General features: G+C 39.2%; 17 protein-coding genes. 6 read left to right on the top strand and 11 right to left on the bottom strand.

What is annotated here, in order from left to right:
• Positions 1 to 32 precede the first annotated feature (32 nt).
• From DW182_RS04005 to DW182_RS03980, 6 genes are read right to left on the bottom strand one after another with little or no spacing between them, the layout of a single operon-like run.
• The gene (locus DW182_RS04005) at positions 33 to 1,238 is read right to left on the bottom strand and encodes a glycosyltransferase (RefSeq protein WP_118294749.1); all 1,206 of its coding nucleotides are present in this window, start codon (positions 1,236 to 1,238) and stop codon (positions 33 to 35) included.
• Entirely contained in the window at positions 1,238 to 2,371 is a 1,134-nt protein-coding gene (locus DW182_RS04000; RefSeq protein WP_118294748.1) for a glycosyltransferase family 4 protein, read from the bottom strand. The genes DW182_RS04005 and DW182_RS04000 overlap by 1 nt, the downstream gene beginning before the upstream one ends.
• Positions 2,358 to 3,773, bottom strand: a complete 1,416-nt coding sequence (locus DW182_RS03995; protein WP_118294747.1) for a lipopolysaccharide biosynthesis protein — start codon at positions 3,771 to 3,773, stop codon at positions 2,358 to 2,360. The genes DW182_RS04000 and DW182_RS03995 overlap by 14 nt, the downstream gene beginning before the upstream one ends.
• Positions 3,740 to 4,951 (bottom strand): hypothetical protein, encoded by a 1,212-nt coding sequence (locus DW182_RS03990; protein ID WP_118294819.1) that lies wholly within the window; start codon positions 4,949 to 4,951, stop codon positions 3,740 to 3,742. The genes DW182_RS03995 and DW182_RS03990 overlap by 34 nt, the downstream gene beginning before the upstream one ends.
• Positions 4,952 to 4,956: 5 nt before the next feature.
• On the bottom strand, positions 4,957 to 6,513 hold the full coding sequence (locus tag DW182_RS03985; RefSeq protein ID WP_118294746.1) for a GNVR domain-containing protein: 1,557 nt from the start codon (positions 6,511 to 6,513) through the stop codon (positions 4,957 to 4,959).
• Positions 6,514 to 6,524: 11 nt separating this feature from the next.
• A complete protein-coding gene (locus DW182_RS03980; protein WP_118294745.1) occupies positions 6,525 to 7,328 on the bottom strand; it encodes a polysaccharide biosynthesis/export family protein in 804 nt (267 codons plus the stop codon).
• A gap of 553 nt (positions 7,329 to 7,881) precedes the next feature.
• Here DW182_RS03980 and DW182_RS03975 point away from each other — a divergent pair.
• From DW182_RS03975 to DW182_RS03955, 5 genes are all read left to right on the top strand, one after another.
• Positions 7,882 to 8,631: a hypothetical protein gene (locus tag DW182_RS03975; protein WP_147400108.1), complete on the top strand. Its 750-nt coding sequence runs from the start codon at positions 7,882 to 7,884 to the stop codon at positions 8,629 to 8,631.
• A 6-nt stretch (positions 8,632 to 8,637) separates the two neighbouring features.
• The gene (locus tag DW182_RS03970) at positions 8,638 to 9,813 is read left to right on the top strand and encodes a T9SS type A sorting domain-containing protein (RefSeq protein WP_118294743.1); all 1,176 of its coding nucleotides are present in this window, start codon (positions 8,638 to 8,640) and stop codon (positions 9,811 to 9,813) included.
• Between the two features lie 165 nt (positions 9,814 to 9,978).
• Positions 9,979 to 11,031 carry a hypothetical protein gene (locus DW182_RS03965; RefSeq protein WP_147400107.1) on the top strand — a complete coding sequence of 351 codons (1,053 nt, stop codon included), beginning with the start codon at positions 9,979 to 9,981 and terminating at the stop codon, positions 11,029 to 11,031.
• 397 nt (positions 11,032 to 11,428) lie between these two features.
• Positions 11,429 to 12,565, top strand: a complete 1,137-nt coding sequence (locus tag DW182_RS03960; protein WP_115503336.1) for an SPOR domain-containing protein — start codon at positions 11,429 to 11,431, stop codon at positions 12,563 to 12,565.
• A gap of 44 nt (positions 12,566 to 12,609) precedes the next feature.
• The gene (locus tag DW182_RS03955) at positions 12,610 to 13,146 is read left to right on the top strand and encodes an FHA domain-containing protein (RefSeq protein ID WP_007218494.1); all 537 of its coding nucleotides are present in this window, start codon (positions 12,610 to 12,612) and stop codon (positions 13,144 to 13,146) included.
• 4 nt (positions 13,147 to 13,150) lie between these two features.
• On the opposite strand, the gene DW182_RS03950 is transcribed toward DW182_RS03955, so the two are convergent.
• Entirely contained in the window at positions 13,151 to 13,738 is a 588-nt protein-coding gene (locus DW182_RS03950; protein ID WP_118294741.1) for a DUF3874 domain-containing protein, read from the bottom strand.
• Positions 13,739 to 14,137: 399 nt separating this feature from the next.
• On the opposite strand from DW182_RS03950, the gene DW182_RS03945 reads away from it, so the two are divergent.
• Positions 14,138 to 14,752: a DNA-binding protein gene (locus DW182_RS03945; protein ID WP_117706355.1), complete on the top strand. Its 615-nt coding sequence runs from the start codon at positions 14,138 to 14,140 to the stop codon at positions 14,750 to 14,752.
• A gap of 134 nt (positions 14,753 to 14,886) precedes the next feature.
• Here the strand turns inward: DW182_RS03945 and DW182_RS03940 are convergent, their stop codons facing one another.
• The 4 genes from DW182_RS03940 to DW182_RS03925 all read right to left on the bottom strand — a co-directional run bounded on the left by DW182_RS03940 (position 14,887) and on the right by DW182_RS03925 (position 23,548).
• Positions 14,887 to 17,745: an alpha-N-acetylgalactosaminidase gene (locus DW182_RS03940; protein ID WP_118294740.1), complete on the bottom strand. Its 2,859-nt coding sequence runs from the start codon at positions 17,743 to 17,745 to the stop codon at positions 14,887 to 14,889.
• A gap of 211 nt (positions 17,746 to 17,956) precedes the next feature.
• On the bottom strand, positions 17,957 to 19,834 hold the full coding sequence (locus tag DW182_RS03935) for a RagB/SusD family nutrient uptake outer membrane protein (RefSeq protein WP_158580782.1): 1,878 nt from the start codon (positions 19,832 to 19,834) through the stop codon (positions 17,957 to 17,959).
• 21 nt (positions 19,835 to 19,855) lie between these two features.
• Positions 19,856 to 23,098 carry a TonB-dependent receptor gene (locus DW182_RS03930; protein ID WP_118294739.1) on the bottom strand — a complete coding sequence of 1,081 codons (3,243 nt, stop codon included), beginning with the start codon at positions 23,096 to 23,098 and terminating at the stop codon, positions 19,856 to 19,858.
• A gap of 24 nt (positions 23,099 to 23,122) precedes the next feature.
• Positions 23,123 to 23,548 (bottom strand): BACON domain-containing protein, encoded by a 426-nt coding sequence (locus tag DW182_RS03925; protein ID WP_115503330.1) that lies wholly within the window; start codon positions 23,546 to 23,548, stop codon positions 23,123 to 23,125.
• Positions 23,549 to 23,567 lie beyond the last annotated feature (19 nt).

The raw sequence follows: 23,567 nt of genomic DNA, 5'->3' as shown, positions 1-23,567 counted from the left end.
GTTAATGTAAAACTATTATATATTCTCTTACTTCACGAAATGTTTTGAATAACTTTCAACCATTGCTGATAATATTGTCCGGCAGAAAATGATTTGCATGCTATAGTAGAGATAGCCCCCCTATCTGCTTGAATGGAGGAAGTAAACATATCGGTAATAGCTATAGGCAAATCTTCATCTTTCGAAAATAAACGATTGCAGGTATTCGTTTTTAGCAATTCAGGAATGCCTCCGATGTTTCTACCTAATACTGGAGTTCCACAGCATAATGACTCTATAACTCCTAAAGGATTATTTTCATAGCAAATAGATGGAATTATTGAGAATTGCACTTTTTTCAGCAAATGAATTACAGCTTCTGCTGATAATTGCCCAAGAAACACTATATTGGGAGACACATAATTTTGTTGAAGATAATTTTCTAAAGGTCCTCTTCCTGCAATATATAGTTTATAGGGTAATTGAATAGCTGCTTTTAATAATGCGTCTACTCCTTTTTCTTCTGAAAGCCGTCCCACATATGCATAAGCTATTTCTTGTTCTTCCGAGGGGATTTTTGAAATAAATCTAGCTCGTTCCTCACTAACGAAATTGCATATAACATTTAGCTTGTTTATTGGATATTTGCCTTGTGTCATTTTCTGTGCCATAAAATTACTAGGACAAATGAAAGCATCTGTCCATTGTAAAAGCTTTTCTTTCTTCCAATAAATGGCTTCCCACCATGCAAGAAAACTAGCTAAAACATTGTTCTTCATACATTTATGGGAAACCACATTGATCTTCTTATTAAAGCATATTTCACAAGGAACTCCTTTACGTAGACAAGCATATGCAGGACATATTAATTTATAATCATGAATGGTCCACACTACTTTGATGCCTCTTTTGTGTGCTAGTTTAGCAACTATAGGAGAAAGATAAGAATGTATATTATTAAGATGTACTACATCCGGTTGGAAGTCATCCAATACATTTTCATATCCATTTTTTACTCCAACTCCAAAAACACGTAAAGCAGCTTTTAATCTTCCACTTATAGATGAATGAAAGAAGGAAACTTCTTCAGCGAAATACTTATCTTCATTTACATGAATATTTTGCGGATAACTCATTGAGAAGAAACGCACTTCATGTCCTTGTTTCTGAAGTATCTCCCCCAAATTTATGGAGTAAACTTCCGCCCCTCCACGCGCATATAAGAATTTGCTAACTATGAGTATTTTTAATCTGTTCATTACCTTTGGGAATAAATTGTTTCAAGTTCTTTCATTAATTGCGCTGAACTATACGAGTTAGTATAATAATTCTGCTGGTTTGTCTGCATTCTTTTTCTATCGAATGTTTTATCTATAATAACATTTAAGCAATTACAAAGACTATCTATATCATGAGGCATACATAATAATCCTGTATTTTCAGCGATAATATTTTCTTTAAAAAAATCAACTTTTGTAGCAATCAGAGGAGTTTGAAAATAATAAGCTAGGGACAAGACCCCTGATTGTGTAGCCGATATATATGGATAGACTACACATGAAGCATTTCTGTACAGATAAGACACTTCTGCATCTGTGATAAAACGGTTTATTTTGATTATTTGATTATTATTCTTTTTCATACAATCAAACTCCCATTTTCCGCTTCCTGCAATCACTAATTTTTTATCCCGATGAGCCAGACTGCTCCAATATGCACGACATAAATACTCTATTCCTTTATATACATGGAGTGTGCCGAAAAACAGGATATAATCTGTAACATCTTCTAATTCAGGAGGAACTTTCTCTGTTTTCTTCATAGCATCGGTTACAAGACTTGGAAAATGATGAAAATATATATTCTTCTCCGGATACCAATTTTGAAGAGTTTGATATTGAAACTGACTATTTGTAACAAGGTTAAAAACTTTTTTCTGAATTGCCGAACATTGTTGTTGAATGTAACGATTAGTTAGCTTCTCATAAAAAGACAATCGAAGTTCGTGCGGATATACATCATGTATGGTATATATGATATGCGCTGACTGCCTCTTTATACGGTCAATAAAATGAGCCAAGACATAATCAACAGTCAGGAGGTGTATGTAGTTCAACCGATATGTCGAACATAACTTTTCTATATGATTTATCAAACATAAAGGAGCAACTTTATATAAGAGACGGTATAATCTATGTTGCGGAATTGTATAAGTGAATCGAGAACAGTTTTCTGGTAATAATTCTCCATAGCAATCTTTGCCATCAATTACATATAGTACATAAACTTCGTATAAAGACGACTGTGCAATCGTTTTTATAATTTGTGTAGCATATGGCACCATCCCCGGAGATTGTTCCGTACATATATATAATATTTTATTTTTTTCCATGGTCAATTATAGAGTAAACTTTTTGCTTTATTTTATCAGGTAAATATTTCCATGATATTCCTAATACTCCAATTTGGAATAATATCAGCCATATCCATTCGTCAACATAGTAATATATAATACTGGTAACAAATAGCAATGATAGTGCAATGAAAGAAGGAAATTTCCAAATTATGCGAAAAAATTGCCTGGTATCGAATATACGATACACAAAAAGAGATGCATACGATATGATAGATGCTATAATTACTCCTTGTAACCCCAAGTATTGAATTAAGATTAGATTTAAGCTCAGATTAATAACAGTAGCAAGCAATATAGATGGCATCATTTTCTTTGTTTGTTTAGAACATTGATAGCCTAAATCAAGAAATGAAGATAATGCAAAGAAAAACACAGTTAGGAAACAAGGATATATGTAATAGAAGCTGTCTTGGTAGCTGGCATCAACAATCCAAGGCAATACGATTTTTAGTCCAATGGCGCAAGTGACCAGTAAGACTCCTAAATAAAATGTGTACAGGTTGAATATTCTACTGAAAAATACATCTCTGTCAGGTGTTTGATATTGCCGAATGGCTGTATCCTGCCAAGCTTGATAAATAATAGTAGAAAAAGTTCCAAGAATAAGCGATAGCTTATTAGCTACTGCGTATATTCCGTTAGCTTCACTACCTAAATAATGTATAATTATAAGCCTATCTGCTGTTGATAATACCCACCAACAGACAACATTGGGAAGTAAAGGTAAAGAATAATGTAATAAAGCATGACGAATTTCGCGTTTCTTTAAGCCTTTTATTATGAATTTTCTAAAGATAGGAACTTGCCACTCTATCCATCCTAGAACTAGTATACGCGAAAGGATATTGGAAATGAAAATACCTTCTACTCCTAATTTGCCCCATACAACAAATAAAACACTTAATACTCCTGTGAGAAATGTACTTAATACACCTGCAAAAACATAATACCGATTTTTATTGATACCCCGTAGAATTTGCGTATGAATTTCATATATTGAGAATACCAGTAGCATTCCATAAGCTTCTAAAGCATATTTAAATGGATAGAAAAATAGTAGGCATATATATATGATAGTCGCTACAAGAATATTCTTCCCTATAATACGGTAGGTATAAGTAATTACCGCTTTCCAATACTCTGTGTGTTCTTCTTCCAGCAGCAATCGAAAAGAACCATCTCGAAAATCAAAAGTCAGAATTGGAATTATCAAGAATATCAGCCCGAGATATACATCGTAGGTGCCGAAATCTTCTGGAGATACATAATAGGTATAGAGTGGAACCATCAGAAAAGCAATCAATTTTGCTCCAATGTTTCCTATACCATATATCATTATGTTGACTAAAAAGTCCCTTTCTCGACTTTGTTTAGGCATAACTCTTTGTATTTAGCCACAATCATGGCAGTGATTATTAAAATGAAAAGGCCTCTGTTTTGAGAAAAGGTAGCATCGGCAACACCTTCTATTGCAAAGAATATGGCGGACAAAAGTATAAGTAAATATTCTTTCTTATATCCGTGATTACCTATTTTTATTCCTTTAAAGACCACCCATATCCAAAAATACACATAGAGTCCTACACCTATTATTCCAAACTGTGCCAATACCGGATAATAAGCATCAGCTACATATGCCGGATTGGATTTGGAGATTCCCCATAAATGGCTAATACCGTATACTTCATAGATGGATGAATAATATTCTCCAGAAACAAAAGATGCAAAACTTGCTAAACCGCATCCGAATGGTATATAATCAATAAAGATTCGTAAAGAGGTTAATAACATTGCAGGACGACTCCACATCTCACGGGAATTCATCATACCGTCTACATAATAAAGAATTATTTTATCTTTGCCCAACCAAACAGCAATTGCTAGGACGCAGATAGCTATTAGGCAGCCACTAATATTAAATTTAATTTCTATGCCGGCTTTATATAAAAGTATAAGAAAAATAGCAATACCACAGAAACCATAGAATTTAGCTCTGGTAGAGAAGAAACCTATACACAGAATTAAAATAAAGACTAACATATCTTCCCAGCTATCCGAACAACAATAAAGATATAAAAAAGCGGTGGCAATAATTGCCTTTGCAAAATAGGATTGATGCCCAAAGAATAAGAATATTCCATTAGACAGTCCGATACCTAACATCATAAGGCTTGATATCAGACACATAACCACTATAAATCGTTTCTGTGAGGTTGTGAAAGATGGTGCAATCAGATAGGTACAATAAAAAGCCAGAAAAGGCTTAATCTGAATAAGTAAATCTTTTAATATGGCCTTGGGAGTATTAGAATGGATGCTGAAAGAATAAATAGTATAGAACAAAAAAATAATCAATACGAACAATAAAGGAATCACTTCTTTAATGTTCCTTTTTTCATTAATAATTAATCCAGAGAAAAAGAGCAAAAACAAAGCCATAAGTTCATCTGCCGATGTAAAGTCTATATAATCATATAGAATTACATCAAAAATATAACCTGCCACTAAAAAAGCGAAAAACAAGTTGTTTTTAGAACAAACCAGCCGTGAAAGCATGAGCATCATTCTTTAGTAAATACAAATAGCTTTAAACAAATTACGATTAATGAGAGAAAGCATGTCATAGCAAAAGCTATCGCCAATACTATTATCTTTCTTGGATAAATAGGTTTTGCCGAACAATAAGCCGCATCAATAACCCTTCCCGTTTGTTCATCGGGAGAATTAACTAATTCTTTTTCCTGTAGCTTCTGCATAAGGAAAAGATATACAGTTTCCTTAATTTTCTGCTGACGTTTCATTTCAATATACTCTCGTTCTTGCGTGGGTAAAGCACTCAGTTGATTATTGAATGTATGGCTTTTTTTATTGATTGCTCCCAAGCTTGCGCGAATACTTTTTCGGGCTGCATCTATAGCTTCCATTAGCATCTTTCGTTGTTCTGCCAATTGTTTATCTGCTAGAGTTAAAGCCGGATTGCCCTTTTCGGAAGAAAGTAGCAAACGTTGGCGGTCAAGTACTAATTGATTGTAAAGAGCAATTGATTTCTCTCCTATTCCTTCGACAGTTGGAATGGACGCATATTCATTTTCTGGATTTTTCATATAATCAACCACATAATCCAGCATCTTTAAGCGGGCCTCCGTCTCTAAGATAGTACTTTCAAGTTCTTGGTATCCCGTGATAGCAGCCTTGGCGTACAATGTAGGTTCCGGGATGTTATTCTGCTTTTTATAAGTTTCAATTTTATGTTCCAGATAAGCTAATTCTGTTGTTATTGTATCTAAACGCTCTCTCACAAATTTTGCATTCAGATTCGCTTCTCTCACTTTAACATTACGAGAATATTGATTGAAAACCGCCATTAATGCATTCAGAAAGTCACAGCCGCGCTGCTTATTTTCATTATCAAAACTTAGCAATATAATGTCTGAAACTGTTTCTTGAACTCCGGCATATACATCCTCATATAAATCTTCATATACTTGTTGCAACGGAGTTATTTGGCAAGTAATTGTTTGCCATTCAGAATTTTTTATATCGGTATTTGGAGAAATTAGAATGTTTCCGATTGGTAATGATATATGAGAGGGCAATGCTTGTTCTTGTAATTTTACTGTTTTAAACAGCTTCGACTGTACTTGGATTGATCGTATCTTATTATCAGATAATGTTATTTTCATCTTTATAGATTCACTGATGGTATCCAAAAACTGTTCTGGAAATAAAAAGGTGATAGGATTATCTTTTCCATAAAGCAATACATTTTTTATACCATTACGTTGACGCGTTTCTACCTGATATCCGGTTTGTAGAATTGCTTCAGTTATGTTAGTACGTGATGTTAATACAATGACTTCATCCTCCACACTAATTCCTGATCCACTACCCCCTAATAGAGATCCGATACCACTGCTTTTAAGCATCTTCAATTCGGACATCATACCTTGCTTATCATTTATTAATTGCATTCGTGCTGTGAATTCATATTCTTTAGATGTAACCATCAAAAAACAAATTGCAGTAATCAAACAAATAATGCCAATAGGTACGTATATTTTCCAATAACCAAAGAATTGCTTTAGCAAAGCTCCGATATGTATATTTTCGTCATTCATAATTAAGAGATTTATTTAACCAACAATGCAATGCCCAATGATGCCAGCACTGATAAGGCGCTAATTATAGTTGAAGCCAAGGATACATTAAACTGCCCACTTTGACTATATTTGGCATTACCTTTCCTTGCTTTATTAGGTTCCACATAGAGAACATCATTTTGTTGTAGATAATAATAAGGTGAAGTTAAAGTTTCTGAGGATGTCAGATCAAAACGATGGTATTCCTTTTGACCATTGTTATCACGGATTAAAAGCACGTTAGTACGATTGCCGTAGATCGTTAAATCGCCTGCCATACCGAGCGCATCGAGTACGGACAGGCGTTCATTAGGTACATTTACCGTTCCGGGTTTATTAACTTCACCCAGTACTGAAACTTTGAAATTCCTTATCTGTATCGTAACAATTGGAGACTTGACGTAAGCGGAAATCTTTTCAGTCATCATGTCTGTCAATTCGCCACGTGTCATATTGGCAACTTGTACTTTACCAAGTACTGGGAAATCAATCTCTCCGCGTGAATTTACTAAATAAGTATGAAGTACAGGTGTAGAGGTAACATTTGTTTCCCCTGGGGCCAAATAGCTGGCAAGTGGCATATTGAATGCTGCTACAGCATTCGGATCTGTTCCTGATACGGTTATTGATAATTGATCATCTGGAGCAATCCGAGGTGTATAATTAACAGATTGCTCCGTAATAGTTGGCATCTGGTTATCTAAATCCTGAAAATAGGTGATATTATTGGTCGTTGTCTTGCACGACATCAGCATTAATAATGAGAAAGCAGGTATCAGCGTTTTTGTTTTCATCGTATATCTTATCTTTTATTAATTTGACTATCGCAAAAGTAATAGTCTTATAGTCAATAAACGTTGGTTAGGCGGGTTTATTGTTAGGTTGTCTATAATTTGTTCATTGTTTCTTAAGCGTTTTATCAAATGAAGCACTAATTATTATATTTTGCTGTTCGACGCAATATCTTTGTTGAGGTTTGTAATTTGTTTGGCGATATGAATTGATAGTTGAATTTGCCATTTTGTCTTTGAATATATTATTATCATTTACAATCTTATTAGGTTATGACTATTCATTTTTGCTTCAAAATCTTTCTATCAATATTGTATTTACTCAAAAAATAGAGGTATTGATTTTGTGTGTAATTCAGCAAATGAATATGAATAGAGAAATTAAAAGTAAATATTCCATGAACAAGGGGATTAATATGTTGTATATAAATAAATTATTTAACGGTTTAGTTGTATTATATCACATTTATGTTTCTTAACATGTTAATATTTTTATGTTTTGAAATTTAATTGGCTAATTTTCATACATGTTTATTAACCTCTAAAAAAGATTATTATGAAAAAGATTTATGCATTATGTTCCCTCCTATTGATTTGCATGGGAGCTTTTTCTCAAACTGAGATTATTGATAAGGATTTGCAATTGGGAGCTTCTAACGTAGAATATTTAGGATATGGGAAAAAATTGTTCTTTGGAGATTTTTCTGATAACCTTGATGATATATTTTTCGTTAGAAATAATATTAGGTTAGATCAAACGGATTTTATTCTAAATCTCGGCGATGACTATAGTGATAGATTCATTATTGGGAGACAGCATTGGAGCGAAGACTTTTTTACCCCTCAATTTATATTTAAAACAAATGGAAAAATGGGAATTGGAATTCCTGATCCAACGGCTTCATTGGATGTAAATGGTACTATAAGAGCTGACAGTTTATTAATAACGAATGGCAATGTAGGTATCGGTACCGATAACCCTCAAAACAAACTTGATGTAAATGGAACTATCAGGGCTAAAGAAATCTTAGTAGAATCAAATTGGGCTGATTTTGTCTTTAAGCAAAATTATAAATTACCCACATTGAGAGAAGTTGAAGAGCATATAAAAGAAAAAGGTACATTGCCTAATGTTCCTTCTGAAGAAGAAGTTAAGACTAACGGTATTAGCGTGGGAAAAACCAATGCACTTTTACTCCAGAAAATAGAAGAATTGACTTTGTACGTGATCCAGCAACAAAAAGCAATGGAACAACAGCAAAAAGAGATTGAAGAATTGAAATCAAAGATTGTCCAAGAAAAATAAAATGCTATGATGAGAAAATATATTATTTTCATACTTCTATTATTTAATAGTTTGAGTTCCTTCTCTGTAGGGAATTCTCTTACAGGGCCTACAACTGTTGACCCGGGAACGTACTACTCCTATAGAGCTAGTTTGGATGGGTGGGATATCAATACGGTAGTTCGGTGGAAAATTACCAATGGTCGTTTTAATAATGTGAATGGTCCAACTGAATTGAGGCAAACAATTGGTGCACTTCTTGCGACTGTTGTATGGGACGATACTACTAGCAAAGGAACTATAACCGTAGATATCAATGGTCCCGTTTTACTTCGCATCGAAGTAAATATAAACAGTGTCAAGAATATGTATATTACAGATTTCAGATACAATGGAAACAAAGCTACCAACGATATTATAACACTTCCGCTTGGACAAACAGGTACATTGGAATGTACAGTTCCGGAAATGGAGTACCCATTAAGCAAAAATAAAATCACAGAATTCAAGTGGGAAACTCCAAAGTCCTGGGGTGGGAAAACATTCTATAGTGGACGAACTATTAAAGTTAATTATAATGCTACATCCGGTAATGGTGAGACCATAAAAGTTACTCCTCTTGGTTTTAGAAGTGTTTTAGGTAATACTAAGACAATAACAATTAAACGGGCGACACCGGCATTTGACGGCAATATTAAGAATGTAACCATCACGTCTAATAAAACATATAAGCATTCTAACTTGTATGCTGAAAATGTAACTATAAGGAGTGGTGCAAATGTCATTATGAATGGATACAATTCCGTGCGGATAGTACCAGGCTTTACTGCAGAGTTGGGTAGTATTGTCAGGATATATAATGGCACTGCTGCAAATTCGATGACCAGAGGAATTATGGATGAAAATGATAATATAGGCGGTAGAATGACAGAAGACAAGAAAAATGCCAGAATGGAACAAAATAGTCCTAATCCGGCTAAAGGAAGTGTTGTCATAAATTGTTATGTCCCTTCAGAGACGGTCAATGCCTATATTCAAATATACAACACTATGGGAGGAATGGTTCTAAAGTTGCCAATAGGAACAAAAGGACAAAATGAGATACACGTAGATACTTATAAATTGCCTAATGGAATTTATATCTACTCATTGGTTATAGATGGTCGTTTGATTGATACAAAAAGAATGGTCATAGCTAATTAACAAAAATGCAAAGTTAAAACTAATAGGTTTGTATATGTATATCAGTGATGTTTATAAGTCTTCTCTGCGTTTGTTGATTTTTGAATCAGCAAGCCAACTACTGATTCGCATTATTTATTAATTTTGGCTTTTAATGACGAATTACACCTTTAAAAACATACTCACATGAAAAAGCTATTTTGCATCTTACTATGCTATTGTTCCTTGTGCCAGGCACAAGAATATGCCGATTACAAATTATCTGACTACAAGTTACCGGATATCAAGAGAAGTTCTTTGGACTTTAAACTTAATTCCGATGGGTCTTTTGCTACGCACGAGACGAGTGACAATACTGTCTATGATATAAAAGGGGCGATTGATGCTACTTTTAATCGGTATTGTACTACTCGCAAATTTATAGGTGATCAGTCTGCAAGAATATACTTTGCTGGTTTTAAAAACAATTCAACTCGTGATGAGAATGGCGAGAATTATAAACAAAGTAATTTGAGTACAGAGATTTCTTATATGAATGATAGTCGTTTTTATATCAGGCCGAATACTTGGTTCTGGTTTGTAGGAGGAGACGTTTCATTCACATACTATCAGAATAAAGTAAAGGAGACTGAAAAGGACTTGGGAATTTTGATAAGACCTAAGTTGGGTTTAGGCTGGGGAAGAATAGAGAGGGTGCAAGATGCCCGTCAAGCAGTTTATTTATTGGATAAATTCTCGGATTACGGACTAATGAAAAAGCATCTTTCCAATGAAGAAGTAAATCGATTTGCTCAATTGATATCTACAGTTAAAAACAAACGTTTTTTAGATAGTCGGTTACACTTAATAGATGAAATAACAACAGTGGATTCTTTCTTGGTAGCGAATGATTATATTCGTAAGGAAGGTGCGAAGTATTTTACAACATTGTATGACTATTGGCTATACGGCGATTTGCACCAACGAAAATCAGGGTTTGAAGTGGGATTAGAGGGAATGCCTGAATATAATTATTATACGTGCAGTAATTTTAATCAAAAGAATCATGAGCCAGGGATTACCGTCTCTCTCTCAGCTGAGTACGAAAAACCAATAAACCTGCGTTGGCAACATTCGGCTTCTTTAAACTTCATGTTTTTATATACGCATAATACTTTTGAGGCTGACTATGCTGACAAGACAGTTTATGAGCAGAGCCTGGAGCATTTACAAGAAACATTTTTTCGACTCCGGCTTTAGGGGTAAAGCTTACTATTACTTTTCTCCTCAGTTTCGTTTAGAAGCTTCGGCGGAAATCGGTTATCAAGTGACGAATAAAGAAGCTGGCCCTGACCGGTGGGAAGGAACTTATATGTTAACTCTGAATTATTCGTTTTTTTAGAATAAAAGGATCGAATATAATGATTGATTGAAAAATGTGGCAAGAATAAGCAGGAACTTTGAATTATACAATAAAAGCCAACTGAGCTCTAAGGGATTAGTTGGCTTTTTATATTTGTTTGGTGTGGCATTTTTTAGAAGATTATATTTCGAATTTGATAATTCGCTCTTTTTATCTGCACATTGTTTATAATTTGTTGAAAAGAAAAATGCCCTGAAACTGGCTTATATCCGAGATTTCCCTTACTTTTGCACCATGATTGAATTGGCACAACATATAGAAGCTTTATTATTGGAAAATGACTGCGTCATTGTTCCGGGTTTAGGAGGATTTGTAGCTCATTATGCTCCGGCTACGAGAGTGGAAGAAGAAAATATATTTCTGCCCCCTACCCGCATCATCGGTTTCAATCCGCAACTGAAGATGAATGATGGCTTGCTGGTTCAATCTTATATGTCAGTGTATGGCACCAACTTCTCGGATGCTACTAAAATAGTGGAGCGTGAGGTTGATGAACTGATTGCCGCTTTGCATGAAGAAGGTAAAGTGGACCTGCCAAATGTTGGCGAAGTGCGTTATACAATCTATGATACATTTGACTTCGCACCATACGATAATAAGATTACAACTCCTTATTTATACGGGCTGGACGCATTTGAGATGCAGGAATTATCTGCTTTGGAAAAACCGAAGACAGAGAAAGATACTTTCTCTTTAGTTCCTGCCACCACCCCAAAGGAGAAACGTACCTTTGCAGTCCGATTCAATCGGGCGTATCTGACCAATGCGGCTGCGGTAGCGGCTGTCATTATCCTCTCTTTCTTCTTTTCTACTCCGATAGAGAATACGGAAGTGATAGAAGAAAACTATGCGACGTTGCTTCCGGATGAATTGTTTGAAAAGATAGAAAAACAATCTTTGGCAATTACACCGATTGTCTTAAAGCAGAATACTCCTGCGCGTAAAACCGCTAACAAGCAAACAGGAACACAAAAGAAAGTCGTAGCTCCGGTTGCTGTCAGAGAGGTTAAAGTTGCTAAGGAGCCGACTGTATCTACTGAAACAAAAGCAAAAGAACAAGCTTCCCACTCAGTTGCAACAACTACCGATGCGCCTAAACAAAATGTACAGCCTGCTGCTGCAAAGCCGGTAGTTGCCGCACCCAAAAGACCTTACCATATCATCATTGCCAGTGTAGGCACTGAGAAAGATGCGGAAGCTATGGCGGCACAATTGGTTGCCAAAGGCTTTTCCGGTGCGAAAGCTATTGTGGGAGACGGTAAGATGCGTGTCAGCATTGAGTCTTGCGGAACAGAAGTGGAAGCCTATCAGGCTTTGGCGAGAATTCGTGAGAACGAAACCTATAAGAATGCCTGGGTGCTGAAAAAGTGATAAAGTGATATCTCCTATTTTTCAATTTTTAATTTTTAATTTCCATGAAGCGTATCCGTTGTCCCAAATGTGAGAATTATCTTCAGTTTGACGAAACAAAGTATAGCGAAGGTCAGTCCTTGGTCTTTGTTTGTGAGCATTGTGGCAAGCAGTTTAGTATTCGCTTGGGGAAAACAAAGATGCTCGCTCCACAAAAGGAAGAACGCCCGGACGAAGAGGAATTCAAGGAAGCCTTTGGTAGTATCACAGTGATTGAGAATGTATTTGGCTTCAAACAAGTGCTGCCTTTGCAAGAAGGAGATAATGTAATAGGTCGCCGCTGTGTGGGTACTAACATAAATACTCCCATTGAAACATCGGATATGAGTATGGATCGTCGCCATTGCATTATTAATGTGAAACGCAATAAACAAGGTGGGCTTATCTATACTTTGCGGGACGCCCCCAGCCTGACGGGAACCTTTCTGAATAATGAAATTCTGGGTGACAAAGACCGTATCCGTATTGAGGATGGTGCAATTGTTACCATTGGGGCTACAACCCTAATTTTGCGTAGTGGAACAAGCAATGAACTTGAGTAATCTTTTATTTATTCAACATTATAACTTCGTACTGCATTCCTTTTTTGGTTCGTTTTGACTCTATCTGATTTTTCTTAAGGATGCGTCCAAATGTACTTATACAACTGTTGGACAATGAAATAGTTTTTGATTTTCCTTGCAGGTATTCGATAATTTTCATGGAGGTCATCCACTCCCCCATTTCATCTTCTTCCGGTGAACGAAAATAACAATGGAATAGTTGCTCTAACGGGCTAATTTGTTCAAATTCCCGGTTAGACTCCTTCAAAACAACTTCATCTGTATCATCAAACTCAGGCAATCCGGCCAGGTCGTTCACTTCGAGCATCACTACCCCATTGTAGCGCTTCATCTTCCTGCTGCCGTCGCGGCTTCTCCCGTATTCAATAGACGGATAGATGCGTGGCAACTTGTCGGTGTGCTCGTAGTGATCACGGGCGTCAGGGGTGGTGTATAGTAGCATAGTCCGTAGTGCCGTGACATGTGCCGCTTTGGTTTCTGTTTTTATTTTTTCCAATAATGCGTCTGCTTCGCAAGTGCTGACGGTTTCTTTACCACTTTCTTTTTCTTCTCTAATCAGAGTTATTTTCATTTGCGTTTCTATTTAAAAAATAATTTATTCATAAATAGCTTTTCCTGAGAGGCTGCAAGGTACGCATAAAATGCATTTTAATCAAATATAATAGGGCTTTTATTGGAATATTATTCTCCTGTTCTAATCGTCTGAAAATAATAAGAAAAATTGAAATATAGTCGGTTGAAAACTTGACTTTCCCTTATTGTTTTTGTATCTTTGTCAGTAGCAAAATTTCGTCTTGCAGTTGTGTGCCGGACGTTTTTCAACTGGGGGCTGTGCAGCCTGCGATTGCAGGATGTATAGCCTCCAGTTGGAAAACGAAGTTTTGTCTATAGCTTAATGGCATTTTCCTCAAAGCAAAAGAGGAAAAGGAATAAGGCAAATGATGATTTAGTAACTTAATAACATAGCATTATGGCAGCAGAATATGATTTTCAGAGGCGCCCAAATCCGAAAGGAGACGACGCAGTACAACCTTTGTATCCGCGTATTGTAAACAAGGGTACGATTAAGATGGAGCGTCTGGTTCAGGATATAGCCGGTATGTCCAGCTTTACGCCCGGTGATGTGACAGGTGTAATGGCATTGATTGAGGACCGCATTTCTTATTACTTGTCCGAAGGGCACCATGTGCAATTGGGTGATATCGGATATTTTTCGGCAGGTCTGCAAGCCCGTCCGGTGATGGATCCTAAAGAGATTCACTCGCAAACCATTTTCTTTGGAAAAGTGCATTTGCGTGTATCCCCCGACTTCCGGAAACGCTGTGCAGGTTATGTGGAGCGTGCCAAATACGGTTTTCGGAAAAGTGCCGAACTTAGCGGTGCGGAACGTTATCGCCGTTTACTGGCTTTTCTGGAGACACATCCTTTCATTACCCGCCATGATTACAGCGGAATTACGGGACTTTTGAAGAATAAAGCGCTGAATGACCTCAATTTGCTCGTAGAAAAGGGCTATTTGAATGTAATAGGGCGAGGATCGCACAAAGTATATGTACGCGCTGATAATAAGGTGGTTACGGAGTGACCGAAGCTCATTGATAGACCAAAAAGGGTGTAGGAAATAATTTTCCTACACCCTGGCTACACCGCTACACCGATTGTTATATAATTGAATATCAACGGAAACTGTAATGTGGTGTAGGGTGTAGGCAAAATTGCTCAAAACATATTATTGTTTTCTTTATAATTTAATGCACGGTTCATCATCTTTAATTGTGTGAGGGAATTGTCGAAACTGACGGGATTTGCTTTAATATCCGGATTGACGATAGTGGCATCATACGCTGATTTCTCCAGTTTACCATTCAGATAAATCTTCAACATGCCGTTTTTTTCGCGACATAACGAAACTATCAGTTTCTTGTTGCTGTTTACTTGTTGGTCGGAGCTGACTTTCAGACCTCCTGCCACAAATACCAGTCGGCCGTCAGCGTCTATAGATACCGATATGTCCTTTCCCTGATGCAGTAAAACGACAGCAGCCTTGTCCGTTTTCAGATGGAAAGATATATTAAAATCTCCCCTGCCACTGATGCCCGTTGAAACAGGTATCTCCTGGTTTTCAAAATAGAAGAAAGGCATACGAATCGTTTTGCTATTCTCCGCATAATCTTTCACTCCCGAAACACTGAAACGATACTCATTATTCTTTTTCATTTCCCGAACCAAAGTTAAGGCTACACTACGCCTGTCGGCCAGCAGCGCAACGTTCTTCACTTCATTTTCCGAAACGGTAAATATTCCGTTCTCCACAATTACCGGTTCATCAAATTCGGCGACCAAGCTTGTCGAAGAAGTGGTTTTTACCATTTGTAATTTGGGGGCCGTCTTGTCGGGAGAAGTACTGAATTTCCAAATTCTCACTTCACCCGGTTGCAAATCGATTGTCATCTGTTCGCCATAGTCAAACAGATGACGTTTCGCAAATTCTTTTTCCCCGTCAGTACTAAGGAATGTCCATACAGCCCTACGGTATAATCCTTTTAATCCTTCGGGCATGCCAATCGTCCGGTCGAGCAGCAGTGTGAACTTTTGGGGGCGGTCGGACGGATTGCGCACAGAGATAATACCTTCCTGCCCATTCCAGGCGGAATATCCGTAAGGACCTCCCTTGGCAGGAGTCTGCCCTATAAGTTTTGCATGTCTGAGAATCCCGTAGTTATCACTGATCCAACGCAGTACATCCGCATTTATCACCCACTTCTGTCCTTCATCCATCATGTCGTAGCTGTAATGAAGTTCCCAGAAAGCAGTGCCACGGGTTGCCATCATCATCAGGTATGTGCGAAACTCGTCATCATTCATTTTTCCCGCTAAATTTGCCTTATGGCCATAAATAGGGTCGTGATTATAAAGATGGGCTAAAGGAAACTGAAATGCGCGTGTTTTCACGAAATCAAAATAACGGTCGTCTCTATAGGATAACAGCCGGTCTACTTGTGCCGGACGCTTGACATCCAGTCCTCCCATATCCTGTGAGTTTTGAATCCAGACAGAGTTGGCCCACTGCAAATACCAGGGACTGGGATTCACGTAGCAAGTCAGGTTAATCCAGAAATCATCCCGTTTGGTTCCGCGCTGGTCGCGCATGGCCTGAAGTATATCAATCCACCGTTCCCAATGTTCAGTGACATAGTACATCCCCTGATATCCGCCGGATATGTAATTGCCTGCTGAATCGGCCTGTGGAGGACGAACCATGAAGCCATCCAGTTTCCAGTAGTTGATGTCAAACTTCTTCTGACAATCCAGAAAGAAATCCTTCAGCTTTTGCAGATAGACTTTATGGTTAGTGCAGATATCATCTGCATTTTGGTTCCATTTACCATTGCCATTTTTCTCAAGGTACTTGGCAAATCCGCTATTATAACTATATCCTCCACGGGGTCCCAGCCACAATCCGAAATCAGAAGCAAATTGATGGGCCAGTTTGGAAGGAGTGGCCAATTCATGCGGGAATTTACTGTTGAAAGACCAGAACTTGACCGTATTTTCCTTTTCAAAAGGGCCATAGGCATTCCAGCCATCATCCACTACATAAGAGTCGAGCGGACGGACACCGTTTTGCGTCAATCCGCATTCCACTTCACGGAAGGAGTTCAGAATATTGTTCTCATCGATCTTCATCATAAAGTCATACCATGAGTTATACTGCATACGCAAATTTATCGGGACGGCAATGTCATCGATATAACTGAAAAAATCGGTCCGGATAACATCCATGTCGACACTGCGGGAAGCACCAAGCACTGCTTTCCAAGTAGAGAATGTGCCGTTTTCCAATCGATTTTCTTTATCCAGCATATCAAAATTCTTACCGGAATAATAACGGATATGTGCCACATTGTCTTTTGTTATCACTGATTCGGCAGCAGGGAACTCCAAGCCTAAAAACATGGCTTGCACATATAGCGGTTGTCCCAAAGAGATGTGATAGCTGCTGATTCCTCCCACGCCTCCTTCCATATCCGGATGTGTCCAGACTGCATATCCTCCGGGAAGTTTCAGAGATTCGAAATCAATGTAGTCGATGCGTGCCTGGCTGCGCTGTGAATCGGGAACTGTAATTTCCAGGTGTTTCCGCATATAATGCTTTTCGTTTTGCAGTGTATATACCATATTGACTTGCCAATCGACCTCTCCAAGACGGAAACTCTGATAGCGGAAGGTTAGTTTCTTCCCGCCCTTTCCTTCGTCAGTGATGTCAACCTTGTTTAGTGAAAGCTTTGATGAGCGGAGTTCCGCAGTGACAGAATCTTCGCTTAACGTACGTATAATGAATTCCTCGGAAGAAATCTCCGGAACGATTCGGATGGGTTCCGAACCGGTACGTTTATTCACAATGGTCTGTGTGCGCACTTGTCCATTCACTAAGGAGAACTCACGAGCCAGAAATTCGTTGCCTATAACTACCGAACTCCCATCATGAACCGCGTAGACTCCTTTACTTTTTGCTGCTGTCGCCAATGCTGAACAGCAAAATGGCAGAAGCAGAATAATAAAAAAACGTTTTAACATAATGTTGTATACTTATTCAATTATAATTTCATCAAAATAAAATCTCGTATTTTGTCCCGGATGTACGTGATGCGCATATTATTGACAAATGGGGCATTTCGCAAAAAAAGAAGGCTTTAAAGAATAAAGGGTCGATATCAACATCGACCCTTTATTCTTTCTTAAAAAACCTAAGATACAATTTAAAGATATAATTAAGAGATATAAATCTCTAATCACAATCGTATGTATAATCGGCCACCGACCCTGTTTCTATAGGCCATCCCGGATTCTGGTAAATATTGGAATTTTCCAGATCAGTGGCGTCACCGGCTGTCAGCAATATCTCGCTCAACGGTATCGGTTCCAGATAATGCGGTTTAGGGAAGTTGTATCCGTTATAAGCTTTATCCGATTCGTTTACTCTAAAAACTCTTATATATTTGCTTTCCGGATCTCCGGGATCATATTGAGAAATAACATCTTCTTTTAATGTAATCGGTGGTTCAGCATTAGCATATCTTCTAAACATCACATCCCACAGATTCATACCCATCATATCATAGTTTACCATATTGTCCAGAGCACGCCATCTCTTCAGGTCGTTCAGTCGCATGCCTTCGGCTATGAATTCACAGCGTCGTTCCCTGCGAATGTTATACAATGTAGCGTCTATGCCTTTAGTCTTTGCCGCCAAATCACGTTCCTGTGACAAGTCAGTACGACTGATGGTAAGCATATAATCCGAATTCGTCTTCGCTCTGTCGCGTAACGCTCTCCAATAGGAATCGCAATTGCCTCCCAAGTCCTTATGTCTCTCATAATAGGCTTCCAGATAGATGCAATAGGCTTCTGCCGACCTGAATATAGGATTTGCGGTGGTTCCTCCGGTTTCCGAGCCTGCTTGGTCCGGATTTAGCCATTTGGATACCTGATAACCGGTTGGCGTATATTCATTGTCACGAGATCCGATTCGGGGCAAGAACACATTGTTCAGTGATTCCACCAAACGGTTATCCCGGTGTGCCAACACCCGTTCGATAGTGATATCCGATTGATAGTAATCTCCGGCCGCATAAATGGGAAGTCCGTTATTCATCAGGAAAGACTCTACCAATGAACGGGTGTATCCGGTTTTTCCGGCTAAACTCAACGCCCGGTTTACTCCGTGTCCATTTACTGTCGCTACATAGCTTTTTGCCAACAATACCTCAGGAATTGTATCAATGACATCAGACGTGAACATCTTTTTATAGTCTTTACACAAAGGACGTACTTTTGCTACCATGTCCGAATACTCAATGGCTTTATCCAGGAAGAAGTTGATTTCAGCCTCTGCACTTCCCGCCTTAAATGTGAAATCAGGATGCATTTTGGCTCCCACCCATTTGGCATTGCCCGGCACGAAGCAAGTACCGGCATGATATTTCTCCCACGTCGCTTCGAATAATGCCACGCGGGCCAGCATCAGGCGGGCGCAATCCCGACTCAAACGTCCGGTAGATGGCGCAGTTTCCATCATCAGGCTGTCGGCTATCTCCAGGTCACGAATCATGAAACGTGCCACTTCATTGCGGGGAGCGCGCCGGGTACTTACTTTCAGGATGCTAATGTCGTCCGGCAATACTTTATCAATAATGGGCACATCTCCATAATTGGTCAATAGGCGATAGTAATCGTATGCCCTGAAAAAGTAGACTTCTCCCAGGTAATGGTTGATTTCCTTTTCAGTGCCGGTGATTTCCTTATTCTCTATTCTTTCCCGAATCAGGTTGATGAAATAGTTGCATTGGCGGATTGTAGTGAATTTCCATGCACTGTTGTCGCCCAACTTAGGAACTTCCTTTACTCCCGGATAAAAGTTACTGTTGGACCAGAAGGAGGTCTGGTTATCACTGTTTTCATCATCCCTGTAAGGACCTCCGTTCATGTATGATTTGTTACTGGGAAATAAGGAATAGAATGTATTGGCAAAATATGCCATATCTTTTGTCGACTTCAGAAATATATTTTCATTACCGAAGTCAAGAGGTTCTCTTTGCAGGAAATCCTCGCAGGAAGACAGCAGGAAACCTCCCATCACTAGAAACAAGGTTATATATTTTTTCATATTCTTTTTCATTATATTTATTTAGAACATTACATTGACTCCTACGGAGAAAGTGCGGTACATCGGATAAGTTTTACCGATACCGTAAGCCTGTGCCGACGAACCGAGCGCTTCCGGATCAAGAATCATCAGGTTCGTGAATGTCAGCAGGTTTTCAGCAGAAACGTATATGCGCAATTTCTTTATATATTTCTTTATAGAAGCAAGTTGCGGAAGCGTATAACCCAAAGTAACATTCTTCAGGCGCAGATAGGAAGCGTCCTGCAGATAATGGTCGTTGCACTGGGAGTTATTCCTGTCGGTACGGATACGTGCATAATAAGCATCGGTATTGGCTCCCAGCGGATGATTCGCATAGCGGAAATAATCCATGTGCTCCTTGTAGATGGAACGCTGCCAAGCGCCTGACACACCAAAGAAACTCGGTGAATCGAGAAAAACGTCTCTCTTGCCCACACCCTGGAAGAAGCAACTGAAGTCCAGGTATTTCCAGCGGAGTGTGCCGCGGATACCATACGAATAACGGGGAGTAGAATTTCCGATTACCGTTAAGTCGCCATGAGAGTCTACAGTCTCAGAGCCTTTGGTGATGGCGGGATTGTCGTCCAGATTGGCATACATGAAGTCGCCTCCTCCCCATAATGAGTTGCCGATGGCTGTTTGGTCGTGCTGAGCTATATGATCGGCCATTTCCTGATCGTTTTTCGCAATTCCAATCACACGTAATCCCCAGATATCTCCTAAATCCTTGCCTTTATAGTATTTGGATAATTCTTTGTTAGGGCTGTCGTATTTAGTAATGATTGATTTGAAATCGCTCAAGGTGACATACAATTCATAGCTCCAGTCTTTACCGATGCGATCGGTCCAGCTTGCTTCCAACTCCCAACCGCGTGTACGCAGTTCGGCATTGTTCGTTTTAGGCACATTGGCTCCGTAGACAGCCGGTACGGGTAATGCAGGCCCTACGGCATCTTTCGTTTTACGCTCGTACCACTCTCCCATTATACTCAGACGGGAGTTGAAGAAAGCAAGATCCACACCGACGTTAGTGTTCTGCACGGTTTCCCAAGTGATATTTGTGGAGAACGGAGCCGGAGCCTTCAATTGTGTGGCAGCTACACCGTCAAAAACATAATCGGACATCGGGCTTGTGAACATCTTCTGGAAATAGGGATAAAAACTATTCGTATTCTGGCTGCCTAACGAACCGAATGAAGCTCTGATCTTGAACATGTCCCAACCGGTCTTTTCTTTTATTTTTTCGAAGAAAGGTTCTTCGGCAATGTTCCAACCCACAGAGAATGATGGAAAGAATCCCCAACGTTTGTCTGTTGGAAAGCGGGAGGCAGCATCAGCTCTGAAGTTCACTTCGGCCAAATAACGCATGGCGTAATTATAGTTGAGTCTGCTGAAAATACCGAGAGTGGACCATTCTGATTTTTGTTCGCTCGTAAGGTTAGTCGGGTCGTTTACGATCCATGGATTATCATCCGAAACAATCTTGGAAGAACCGATTCTGGAATAAGACGTAGAATAATATTCAGACTGGGTTCCCACCAGTATCTTGAAATAGTGCTTCTTCAACTGTTTCTCATAGTCTGTGCGTGCACTGAAGTTCCAGTAGTTTATGCGGCCGTTACCTACCTCATAGTAGCTTTCGCCCGCACCGGGCTGTACGTTGAAGCTACCGTCTCCCTTCACTTCATGTTTTACGGCTACGTCCTTCAGCACCCCGATAGGCACTACTCTACCATCCGGTAATGTATTATATATCTTCTTGAACTGACGGGTGTCATTGGGAGTCTCTATCCTGCTACTGAAATCAACATATATTTTCCAATCCTTGACAGGTTCGATAATTACCTTTCCCTGATTATAGAAGCTTTTACCGTTGGCTATCTGATCTCCACCGTTCTGTAGAGCTTCAATGCCCGAACTGGTATGATATTCTCCGGTGGGATATGTGACCGGAACCAGGGGATACGTACGACCCAGATTATGGAAGAAAAGATCGTTCATGGCAGACGGCTTTTGGTTTTTGTCCAATATCATGCGGGTAGTCCAGTAAACCGAAACGATTTTATTCATCTTAATTGTAAAGTTTCCGTTCAGGGAGAAGTTTTCGTATTTATCATCGGAGTAGCGGAACAGACCATTCTGGTTCAGATAGCGTCCGGAAATATAATAATTGAATTTATCACTGCCGCCACTCATACTGACGTTGTGTTCCTGAGAGTAAGACGCATTCTTCAAATGCACATCATACCAGTTTGTATTGGCCCAGCATTGTTGATCGCCTACCCACCACACTTCACCGGTCTCTTCATTGGGCTTTCCCGGTTCGATGCCGTATTGAAGGTAAGGAACATCTGGAAGGCTGGTACCATTCATCAAGGCTAAGATTCTATCGGTATTGATCTGACTATTGCCTCCTGCATTCGTAAAAGCGTCATTCACAGCCAAGGCATATTCGTAAGAATTGACCATGTTGGGGGTATTGATAGGCTGGGATATGCGTACGTTTCCCGAATAAGAGATATTGAATCCCCTATCACCCTTCTTCAAGGTGACAAGAATCACACCGTAGGGAGCGCGCGAACCGTAAATGGCTGCTGCTGCGGCATCCTTCAAGATGGTGATATTTTCAACATCATTGGGGTTCAGGGTAGACAAGTCTCCTTCCATGCCGTCAATCAGCACAAGCGGGGAAGCCTTGCTGCCGGTTCCGTCCTGGTCTATATCTTCCAGTCCCACTCCACGGATGTTGATCTCCATTTTCTGGCCGGGTGCACCACCCATATCGTTGGTGATATTCAGTCCGGCTACCGCTCCTTGAAGACCGTCTGCAACACTGGTGATAGGGCGTGAAGCAAGTACTTTGGTGTCTACACTTTTAACGGCTCCCGTCAGATTCGCTTTTTTCTGAGTACCGAATCCTACAATAACCACTTCGTTTAACATCTGTGAATCTTCACGCAACACTACTTTCATCTTCTTACCCTTGGTGGCAGGCACTGTCTGTTTCTGATATCCGAGATAGGTAAACTCCAATGACTGTTTCGCATCGGCTTCTATGCTAAAATTTCCGTCGAGGTCTGTGATTGTACCTGTCCCGTGATTCTCTTTTATAACGACATTTACACCCGGTAACGGTTCACCGCTTTCATCAACAACTACACCGGTGACTTTCGTTGTTTGTGCACAGATTATACTGTTCAGTATAAAAAGACACCCCATCATTATAATATATCTATATTTCATAAGGTTAGTTTTTATAGTAAAGATTTAATTAGCTACCACGTGGGGCTGTACGATTACAACTGTCTTCACAATGGCAGAATCGCCTGCTATCACAGAATAGTAAACTTTTCTGTCGTTTTTTGTTTTATTGTTCGACACGGTGGATGTTATAGTCGCATCTCCGCCTCCCCGGGGGGATGAAGGGATGGACATCCACCCTGACAGGCCGGCTTTGTTTTGACATTTGGCACTCCATGAGCAATTTGTGGTGATTTTAAAAACCATCATATTTGCGGTACTCGGGATTATTATCGAATCTCCGGTGTATTGGTTTCCCAGCGTATCACTGACTGAGAAATCCAGATAAAGAGGTTCAAAAACTCCCGGAGTCTTAATATCCTTTTCGCAACTGCCGCAGAAGAAACTGCCGATTGCCAAGAAGGAAAGCAGGACTAATTGTTTTTTTCTCATTTTACATTAGATTAAATTA

It is taken from the genome of Bacteroides sp. AM16-24, from assembly GCF_003471885.1.
Lineage (GTDB): Bacteria > Bacteroidota > Bacteroidia > Bacteroidales > Bacteroidaceae > Bacteroides.
The sequence above is the reverse complement of the archived record's forward strand: the minus strand, read 5'-3'. Positions and strand labels throughout refer to the sequence as shown.

Coding starts and splice junctions, on each gene's coding strand:
- DW182_RS03945 (WP_117706355.1), top strand. CDS start 14,138: ATGGCAGCAGAATATGATTTTCAGAGGCGCCCAAATCCGAAAGGAGAC.
- DW182_RS03940 (WP_118294740.1), bottom strand. CDS start 17,745: ATGTTAAAACGTTTTTTTATTATTCTGCTTCTGCCATTTTGCTGTTCA.
- DW182_RS03935 (WP_158580782.1), bottom strand. CDS start 19,834: ATGAAAAAATATATAACCTTGTTTCTAGTGATGGGAGGTTTCCTGCTG.
- DW182_RS03985 (WP_118294746.1), bottom strand. CDS start 6,513: ATGAATGACGAAAATATACATATCGGAGCTTTGCTAAAGCAATTCTTT.
- DW182_RS03990 (WP_118294819.1), bottom strand. CDS start 4,951: ATGCTTTCACGGCTGGTTTGTTCTAAAAACAACTTGTTTTTCGCTTTT.
- DW182_RS03995 (WP_118294747.1), bottom strand. CDS start 3,773: ATGCCTAAACAAAGTCGAGAAAGGGACTTTTTAGTCAACATAATGATA.
- DW182_RS04005 (WP_118294749.1), bottom strand. CDS start 1,238: ATGAACAGATTAAAAATACTCATAGTTAGCAAATTCTTATATGCGCGT.
- DW182_RS03980 (WP_118294745.1), bottom strand. CDS start 7,328: ATGAAAACAAAAACGCTGATACCTGCTTTCTCATTATTAATGCTGATG.
- DW182_RS04000 (WP_118294748.1), bottom strand. CDS start 2,371: ATGGAAAAAAATAAAATATTATATATATGTACGGAACAATCTCCGGGG.
- DW182_RS03930 (WP_118294739.1), bottom strand. CDS start 23,098: ATGAAATATAGATATATTATAATGATGGGGTGTCTTTTTATACTGAAC.
- DW182_RS03970 (WP_118294743.1), top strand. CDS start 8,638: ATGATGAGAAAATATATTATTTTCATACTTCTATTATTTAATAGTTTG.
- DW182_RS03925 (WP_115503330.1), bottom strand. CDS start 23,548: ATGAGAAAAAAACAATTAGTCCTGCTTTCCTTCTTGGCAATCGGCAGT.
- DW182_RS03955 (WP_007218494.1), top strand. CDS start 12,610: ATGAAGCGTATCCGTTGTCCCAAATGTGAGAATTATCTTCAGTTTGAC.
- DW182_RS03960 (WP_115503336.1), top strand. CDS start 11,429: ATGATTGAATTGGCACAACATATAGAAGCTTTATTATTGGAAAATGAC.
- DW182_RS03950 (WP_118294741.1), bottom strand. CDS start 13,738: ATGAAAATAACTCTGATTAGAGAAGAAAAAGAAAGTGGTAAAGAAACC.
- DW182_RS03965 (WP_147400107.1), top strand. CDS start 9,979: ATGAAAAAGCTATTTTGCATCTTACTATGCTATTGTTCCTTGTGCCAG.
- DW182_RS03975 (WP_147400108.1), top strand. CDS start 7,882: ATGAAAAAGATTTATGCATTATGTTCCCTCCTATTGATTTGCATGGGA.